Source organism: Actinosynnema sp. NPDC002837, from assembly GCF_040295345.1.
Classification (GTDB): Bacteria; Actinomycetota; Actinomycetes; order Mycobacteriales; family Pseudonocardiaceae; genus Actinosynnema.
Window position 1 is genome coordinate 1 of record NZ_JBEOVG010000167.1, and the last position, 7972, is coordinate 7972.

Consider the following 7972-nt stretch of genomic DNA (forward strand, 5'->3'; position numbering starts at 1 on the left):
CTGCACCGCCCCCGCCGCTACCACCGCGGCCTGCAACGAGCCCTCCACACCTCCGCGCTGATCAGCATCCGCTGCCACCAACCATCGCGAATGTTGCACGACCGCAAGAGATCCGAAGGCAAACGCCACGTCCAGGCCGTCCTCGCTCTCGCACGCCGCCGGGTCGACGTCGTGTGGGCACTCCTGCGCGACCAGCGTTGCTTCGAGTCGCCGCCACCACACACCACCGCCGCCTGACGTGATCATCTTGACAACTTCATTGAGAATCGACCAGCACCCGCACCCGCACCCGCCGCTACAGCAGCTTGTCCCTCGTGATGGGCAGGTCACGCACCCGTCGGCCGGTGGCGTGGTAGACGGCGTTGCCGATCGCGGCGGGCACCCCGGTGATCGGGGTCTCGCCGAACCCACGTGCGCCCAAGGCGCTGCTGCCGGGGTCCGGGAGGTCGACGAAGTGGCTCTCCACGGCCGGGGCGTCCGCGCACACGGGCACGAGGTAGCCGGACAGGTTCGGGTTGACGACCCGGGCGGTGTGCCGGTCGTGGACGGTGTGCTCCATCAGCGCGTGCCCGATGCCCCACGTCACGCCGCCGAGCACCTGGCCGCGAGCGGTGCGGCGGTTCATCACCCGGCCCATGTCGTGCGCGGTCACCACGCGGGTGACGCGCACCGAACCCAGCCTGGCGTGCACCCGCACTTCGACGAAGACCGCGCCGTAGGAGTGGCCCGGCGTGTTCTGCAGCCTGCCCGTCGCCTCCACCGGTTCGCCGTGCCTGCCGACGACGGCGCGGTAGCTGTCGCGCCGCGCGCGGTCGCGCACGTGGAGCAGGTGGCCGTGCGCGGTCACCACCTCGTCCGCCGGGACACCGGCCAGCGGGGATCGCGGGTCGGCCACCGCCAGGGCCACCACCGCGTCCCGCGCGGCACGGGCGGCGCGGTCCACCGGTCCGGTGACGCTCGCGATCGTCGCCGAGCCCGCCGACACGCCCGCGTACGGCAGCGCGCTGTCGCCGATCACGGCGGTGACGGCGTCCAGCGGCACGCCCATGGCGTCGGCGACGACCTGGCCGATCACCGTGTACGTGCCGGTGCCGATGTCCTGGGTGGCGATGCGCACCACCGCCCGGCCGTCGGCGCCGATCGTGACGGAGGCGGTGACCGGCGGGTCGGCCGGTGCGGCGGCGAAGGTGTGTGCTTCGGTGGCCATGCCCCAGCCGACGTGCTCGTCGCCGTCCCTGGTGGCACCGGGCCGCGGTGCGCGCCGGGACCAGCCGAACGCCTCGGCCGCGATCCGGTAGCAGTCGAGCAGGCGCTTGCCCCCGATCGGCGCGCCGGTCTCCTGGTTGACGGCGGTGTGGTTGCGCCGCCGCAGCTCCACCGGGTCCACGCCCACCTGCCAGGCGAGCTCGTCCAGGGCGGTCTCCAGGCCGAAGTGGGCGGTGGTCTCCGGTGACCGCATGTAGCTCGACGAGGCGAGGTCGAGCGGCACGCCCTCCTGTCTGATGTGGACGTTCGGGCAGTCGTAGAGGGTGCTGGACGAGTCGCTCTCGTTGAAGATCGACTCCTCGGTGCGGGACAGCTGCGCGACGGTCGTCTCGACCAGGGCGGTGAGCTTGCCCTGGCGGGTGGCGCCGATCCGCAGGTGCTGGCGGAACTCGGCCCGGTGGCCGGTCAGGGTGAACATCTGGGCGCGGGTGAGCACCAGGCGGACCGGTCGCCGCGCCAGCCGCGCCGCCGCGACGGTGAGGATGGTGTGCGGCCAGACCGGTCCCTTCGCGCCGAAACCACCGCCGAGGAACGGCGCCAGCACGCGGATGCGGTCCGGTGGCAGGCCGAACGCGGTGGCCAGGACCGACCGGGTGAGGTTGACCCCCTGGGCGGTCTCGTGCACCGTCAGGCGGTCGCCGTCCCACTGCGCCGTGGTGGCGTGCGGCTCGATCGGGTTGTGGTGGCGCGTCGGGCTGGAGTAGCGGGCCTCCAGCCGGACCTCCGCCGCCTCCAACGCCGCCGCCGCGTCGCCGCGGGTGATCTCGTTGGGCCGACCCCGGAACGGGAGCGGCAGGTGGGGCGGCTCGGTCGCGTCGTCCATCGACGCCGTCGGCGGTTCGGCGCGGTAGTCGACGCGCACCAGGTTCGCGGCTTCCCTCGCCTGCTCCACGGTCGTGGCCAGGACGATCGCCACGGGTTGGCCGGCGTGGTGCACCGCGGTGCCCTGCAAGGGGATGAACCCCTTGATGTACGGGAACGTCGGCACGGTCAGTCGAGGCAGGTCGGCGTGCGTGTACACCGCGACCACGCCGGGGTGCGCCAAGGCCTGCGACGCATCGATGCGCACCACTTCGCCGCGGGCCACCGTGCTCGTCACCAAGAACCCGTGCAGCGCACCGGGCACCGGGTCGTCCGCCGGGTACCGGGCGGCGCCGGTGACCTTGGCGCGGCCGTCGACGCGTGCCACCGGACGTCCCACGAGTCCGTCGTTCACCGCAGACCTCCCAACCCGCTGAGCAGTTCCACCAGCGCGCGCTGCACCAGCTCGACCTTGAACCCGTTGTGCTGTCGCGGCACGGCGTCGCGCACGAGCGCGCGCCCGGCCCGCTCGATCGCGTCCACCGTCAGCGGCGCGCCCCGCAGGACCGCCTCGGCCTCCGGCGAGCGCCACGGGGTCGTCCCGATCCCACCGAACGCGAGCCGCACGTCGCGCACCCGGCCGCCGCGCAGGTCCAGGACGGCCGCGATCGAGACGACGGCGAACTCGAACGTGGCGCGGTCGCGCAACTTCAGGTAGCGCGACCGGGCCGCCGCCGGGCCGCGCGGCACCTCGACCGCGGTGATCAGCTCCGCGGGCCGCAGCACCGTGTCGACGTGCGGCGCCTGCCCCGGCCGCAGGTGGAACCCGTCCACCGGGACCTGCCGCGCGCCGTCCGGCCCGAGCAGGTGCACCACCGCGTCGAGGGCGAGCAGGGCGACCGCGAGGTCCGACGGGTGGGTGGCGATGCAGTGCTCGCTGCCGCCGAGCACGGCGTGGCCGCGGTTCCAGCCCTCCAGCGCGGGGCAGCCGCTGCCCGGCACGCGCTTGTTGCACGCCGAGGCCGTGTCCGTCCGCGACGTCTGCCAGGCCGCCGGGATCACCGCGCCGACGCTGTACCACCACTTCGGCGACAAGCGAGGTCTGCTCGAAGCCGTCGCGGCGGAGGGTTTCGCCCGCTACCTGGCCGAGAAGCAGGGCCGCGGGCCGTCCGAGGACCCGTTCGACGACCTGAGGGCCGGGTGGGACGGCCACGTCCGGTTCGGCCTGACGAACCCGGCGTTCTACGTGCTGATGTACGGCGGCACCAGGTCGCGCGAGCACCCCTCGGCACGGGAGGGGTTGCGGGTGCTGCACGACATGCTGGTCCGCCTCGCCGAACGGGGTCGGCTGCTGGTCACGCCCGACGAAGCCGTGCCCACCATCCACTCCGCGTGCGTCGGCACGACGTTGACGCTCGTGGCCGACCCGGACTCACCGGCCCACGCCGACCTGTCCCAGCGGGTCCGTGACGCCGTGTTCGCCGCCGTCGTCAAGCCGGAACACCCTGCCGGACAAGGGGTGGAAGCCCTGCCCGACACGGCACGGGCACTGCTGGCGACCCTGGGCGCCCACCGCGACCCGCTCCTGTCACCGGGCGAACGACTCCTGCTGACCGAACTGCTCACCCGCCTGGCCTCCACGTCACCGGACCGCGGCCCGTCCGACTGAACTCGCGCGGGAACGCCCGAGACCCCGCGGCGCGGGCCCGGGTCGCGCCACGCCGGTTTCACGCGCGACGGCGGAAGATCACTGATCTTCGAACGCCGCCGTGGTGACGCTGGGGGAACCGATGAGTGCTGCACTTCCCGACGGCCGGGCCGCCCGGACCGTCGCGGCGCTGAGCCGGGTGTGCGTCCGGCGCCGGTTCGCCGTGATCGGCGCGTGGGTGCTGCTGGTGCTGGCGCTGGTGACGGCCTCGCGAGTGATCGGCACGCCGACGGACAACGACGTGAGCCTGCCGGGCACCGACGCCCAGCTCGTGCGGGACCTGACCGCGTCACCGGAGGCCCCGGCCACCTCCGGCACCGTGATCGTGGTGGCCGAGGACGGGCGGCTGGACGACGAGGTCCGCGCCCGCGTGCTGGCGGACACCGCGGCCTCGCTGCAACGAGCCGAGCACGTGACGGCGGTGAAACCACCCTCGACGCGGGACGGGTCGCTGTCCGCGGACGGGCGGACCGGCTGGTTCACGGTCGGCCTGGACGTCCGCCGGGCGGAGCTGACCAAGCCCGTGGCGCAGGTCGTCACGGACGCCGCCCGGCCCGCCGCCGACGCCGGCCTGCGGGTGCTGCCCGGCGGGGCGCTCGCCCAGGTCCTCGACGGCTCGGGCAGCACCGGCGACGAGTACTTCGGCCTGCTGCTGGCCGCCGTCGTCCTCTTCCTCGCGCTCGGCGGCCTCGTCGGCGCGGTGCTGCCGCTGGTGACCTCGGCGCTGTCGGTGCTCGCGACGCTGGAGGTCGTGGGGCTCGCCGGGAACCTGACCTCGATGCCGGCGGTGGCGACGACCCTGGCGCTCATGGTCGGCCTCGGCGTGGGCATCGACTACTCGTTGTTCCTGCTCAACCGCTTCCGCGCGCTGGCGCGGTCGGGCCTCGCGGTGCCGGAGGCCGTCGAACGGGCGGCCGCCGACTCGGGCACGGCGGTGGTCGTCGCCGGTGTGACGGTCGCCCTCGCGCTCGCGGGACTGGTCCTGACCGACGTGCCGCTGCTGCGCACGCTCGCCTGGACGTGCGGGATCGCGGTCCTGTTCGCCGTGCTCGCCGCGCTCACCCTGCTGCCCGCGCTGACCTCGCTGGCCGGGCGCCGGCTCGCCCGCGGCGGGAGGCTGCACCACCGGCTGGCTCGCCGCACCGGCTCCGGCGGCTACTGGGCGCGCCAGGCCGACCGGGTGACCCGCAGGCCCTGGCCGGCAGGCGGGTCCGCGCTCGTGCTGCTGGCCCTGCTCGCCGCACCGGCGACCGACCTGCGACTGGGCCAGCTGGACGCCGGGTCCTCGCCGACGTCCACCGCCGTCCGCCAGGCGAACGACGCCGTCTCGGCCGCCTTCGGACCCGGCGCGGGCACGCCGCTCACCGTGCTCGGCCGGCTCCGGACGCCGGTCGCCGACGCCGGGGACGCCCGCCTGTCCGAGCTGGTGGCGGTGGTGCGGGCCCAACCCGGCGTGGCGTCCACCGGTCCGGCGACGCCGGCCGCGGACGGGCGGGTCGTCACCGTCCAGGTGATCCCCTCGACCTCAGGCGGCGACCCGGCGACGGCGGACCTCGTCCACCGCCTGCGGAGCCAGTCCGTGCCGGGCATGACGGTGCACGTCGGCGGGGGCGTCGCCGCCCGCGCGGATCTCGCCGAGCGGGTCGGCGACAAGCTGCCGCTGGTGATCGGGGTCGTGCTGCTGCTGTCGGTCGCGGTCCTGCTGCTCGCCTTCCGGGCGCCGCTGCTCGCCCTCAAGGCCGCCGTGATGGACCTGATCTCCATCGGCGCGGCCTACGGCGTCCTGACGGCCGTGTTCACCTGGGGGTGGGGCGTGACGTGGCTGGGGCTCTCCGGTCCGGTCCCCATCCCGAGCTTCGTGCCGCTCATGCTCTTCGCCCTGCTGTTCGGCCTGTCGATGGACTACGAGGTGTTCCTGCTCAGCGACGTCCGGCGGCGCTTCCGGCTGACCGGCGACAACCTGCGCTCGGTCCGCGAGGGCCTGGTCGGCACCGGCGGCGTGATCACCGCGGCGGCGGCGATCATGGTCGGCGTCTTCCTCGCGTTCGTGCCCAACGACGACCCGACGATCAAGATGTTCGGCGTCGGCATGGCGGTCGCGATCGCGGTGGACGTGACCGTCGTGCGCTGCCTGCTGGTCCCGGCCACGATGGCGATGCTCGGCGACCTCACCTGGTGGACGCCGGGCCGCGGGCGGGTGCGCGCGCCCGAGCCCTCGCGATCGCGATGAAATTTTCCGGGCGGGTGTATCCACCGCCCTGCACGACGCTCTTCTCTGGTGTCGGGTGGTTCCAGGTTGGGGAGCCGGACCACCCGCGCAGGGGGGATAGCGCGCCACCCGCCCTTCGGGGCGGGTGGGCCGCGCCATCGGGTTGCCGGGGCAATTCAGATGACCTGGCCCCCAGGCACGGCGTTTGCAGCCGGCCACGGGCGTGCTGAGCGCGAGGAACCCGCCCAGCGCCCCCTTGACACCCGGATGGTCTTGCTCGGACACTAGGACCGGGCCGTGATGTTAGCGCAAACATCCACCTGCGCCACCCTTCGCGCGGCAGGCGTCGTCAGCCTGTCGCGCACCGCCCCTGCCCGCGGCACTCGGCTGCACGGACCCCGATTCGCCCGCAACCCTGTCGTGTTAGCGCTAACCACGCTCAGGCATCCCCGACCTCCGGCACTGGGAGTTGACCATGCGTCGTCGAACGCGCACCTGCGTGGTGCTGTCCTGCCTCATCGCCGCGACGGTGGCCGTGCCACTGCCGGCGTCCGCGGACGTGCTGCCGACCGGGGCGCGCTCGCTCGAGTCGGTGAACTTCCCCGGCCGCTACCTCCGGCACCAGGACTACCTCGGCCGGCTGGACGCCGTAACCTCGAGCAGCACCGCGCAGACCAAGCTGGACGCGACCTTCACCGTGATCTCGGGCCTGGCCTCGCCGTCGTGCTACTCCTTCCAGGCCAAGAACGGCTCGTTCCTGCGGCACCTGGACTGGCGGGTGCGCCTGGACGCGAACACCGGCGAGGCGCGCTTCCGCGAGGACGCGACGTTCTGCGCGGTGGCCGGGTCGACGGCCGGGTCGGTGTCGCTGACGTCGTTCAGCCACCCGGAGCGCAGGATCCGGCACCGCAACTACGAGTTGTGGCTGGACACCTACCAGGACACGGCGCAGTTCCGCGCGGACAGCTCGTTCCGCCTCACCGCGCCGTGGAGCCCGAAGACGACCAAGGGCCCGATCATCCCGGGCCTCTACGCCGACCCGCACATCGCGAACTTCAACGGCCGCTACTACCTCTACCCCACCACGGACGGGTACGCGGGCTGGGCCGGCACCTACTACAAGGCGTTCTCCTCCACCGACCTGGTCAACTGGACCGACCACGGCGTGATCCTCGACCACGGGCCGGACGTGTCCTGGGCCGACAACTCCGCGTGGGCGCCCGCCGTGATCGCCAAGAACGGCCGCTACTACCTGTACTTCAGCGGCGGGGCGGCGTCCGGCGACACGGGCAAGCACCTCGGCGTGGCCGTGTCGGACTCGCCCACCGGCCCGTTCCGCGACGCCCTCGGCAGGCCGCTGATCCGCGCGGGCTCCTACTCCGGGCAGGCCATCGACCCCATGGTGTTCACCGACGACGACGGGCAGTCCTACCTGTACTGGGGCAACGGAACCGCCTACGTCGTCCCGCTCAACGCCGACATGACCTCCTTCGACCCGGCCAAGGTCCGCACCATCACCCCGAGCAACTACCGCGAAGCCTCGTTCGTGTTCAAGCGCAACGGCACCTACTACTTCATGTGGTCGGAGAACGACACCCGCGACGAGAACTACCAGGTCGCCTACGCCACCGGGACGTCGCCGCTCGGCCCGTGGACCAAGCGGGCCGTGGTGCTGCAGAAGCGCTTGGAGCTGGGCATCAAGGGCACCGGTCACCACTCCGTGGTCAAGGCGCCCGGCAGCGACACCTGGCACGTCGCCTACCACCGCTTCGCCGTGCCCGCCGGCAACGGCACCAACCGCGAGACCACCGTGGACCGCATGACGTTCAACGCCGACGGCACCATCGCCCAGATCGTCCCCACGCTGTGAGCCGACGGGATCAGCGGGGCGGGGGGGGGGGGGGCCGGGGGGCGCGCCCCCGCGCGGGGGCGGGGGGGGGAGGAGGTGTTTTTTGGGGTGTTGTTGTGGGGGGGGGGGGGGGGGCAGC

Annotated in this window: 5 protein-coding genes and 1 pseudogene; 4 read left to right on the plus strand and 2 right to left on the minus strand. The window is 73.5% G+C overall.

Annotated features, from left to right (window positions below):
• Window positions 1-237, plus strand: a pseudogene (locus ABTZ99_RS44095) (IS110 family transposase); the annotation flags it as partial.
• Window positions 238-295: 58 nt separating this feature from the next.
• Here the strand turns inward: ABTZ99_RS44095 and ABTZ99_RS44100 are convergent.
• On the minus strand, window positions 296-2482 hold the full coding sequence (locus ABTZ99_RS44100; RefSeq protein WP_499619113.1) for a xanthine dehydrogenase family protein molybdopterin-binding subunit: 2187 nt from the start codon (window positions 2480-2482) through the stop codon (window positions 296-298).
• Window positions 2479-3129, minus strand: a complete 651-nt coding sequence (locus tag ABTZ99_RS44105; protein WP_499619115.1) for an FAD binding domain-containing protein — start codon at window positions 3127-3129, stop codon at window positions 2479-2481. Before ABTZ99_RS44105 ends, ABTZ99_RS44100 begins: the two co-directional genes overlap by 4 nt.
• On the opposite strand from ABTZ99_RS44105, the gene ABTZ99_RS44110 reads away from it, so the two are divergent.
• The 3 genes from ABTZ99_RS44110 (at window position 3092) to ABTZ99_RS44120 (ending at window position 7854) form a co-directional block, all read left to right on the plus strand.
• Window positions 3092-3736 (plus strand): TetR/AcrR family transcriptional regulator, encoded by a 645-nt coding sequence (locus ABTZ99_RS44110; protein ID WP_499619117.1) that lies wholly within the window; start codon window positions 3092-3094, stop codon window positions 3734-3736. The two genes, ABTZ99_RS44105 and ABTZ99_RS44110, sit on opposite strands and share 38 nt — an antisense overlap.
• A gap of 121 nt (window positions 3737-3857) precedes the next feature.
• Window positions 3858-6005 carry an MMPL family transporter gene (locus ABTZ99_RS44115; protein WP_498786133.1) on the plus strand — a complete coding sequence of 716 codons (2148 nt, stop codon included), beginning with the start codon at window positions 3858-3860 and terminating at the stop codon, window positions 6003-6005.
• A gap of 454 nt (window positions 6006-6459) precedes the next feature.
• Window positions 6460-7854, plus strand: a complete 1395-nt coding sequence (locus ABTZ99_RS44120; protein ID WP_499619119.1) for a family 43 glycosylhydrolase — start codon at window positions 6460-6462, stop codon at window positions 7852-7854.
• Window positions 7855-7972: the final 118 nt, after the last annotated feature.

What these genes read in the sequence shown, in the direction of transcription:
- ABTZ99_RS44115 (WP_498786133.1), top strand. Translation starts at nt 3,858, where the DNA reads ATGAGTGCTGCACTTCCCGACGGCCGGGCCGCCCGGACCGTCGCGGCG.
- ABTZ99_RS44120 (WP_499619119.1), top strand. Translation starts at nt 6,460, where the DNA reads ATGCGTCGTCGAACGCGCACCTGCGTGGTGCTGTCCTGCCTCATCGCC.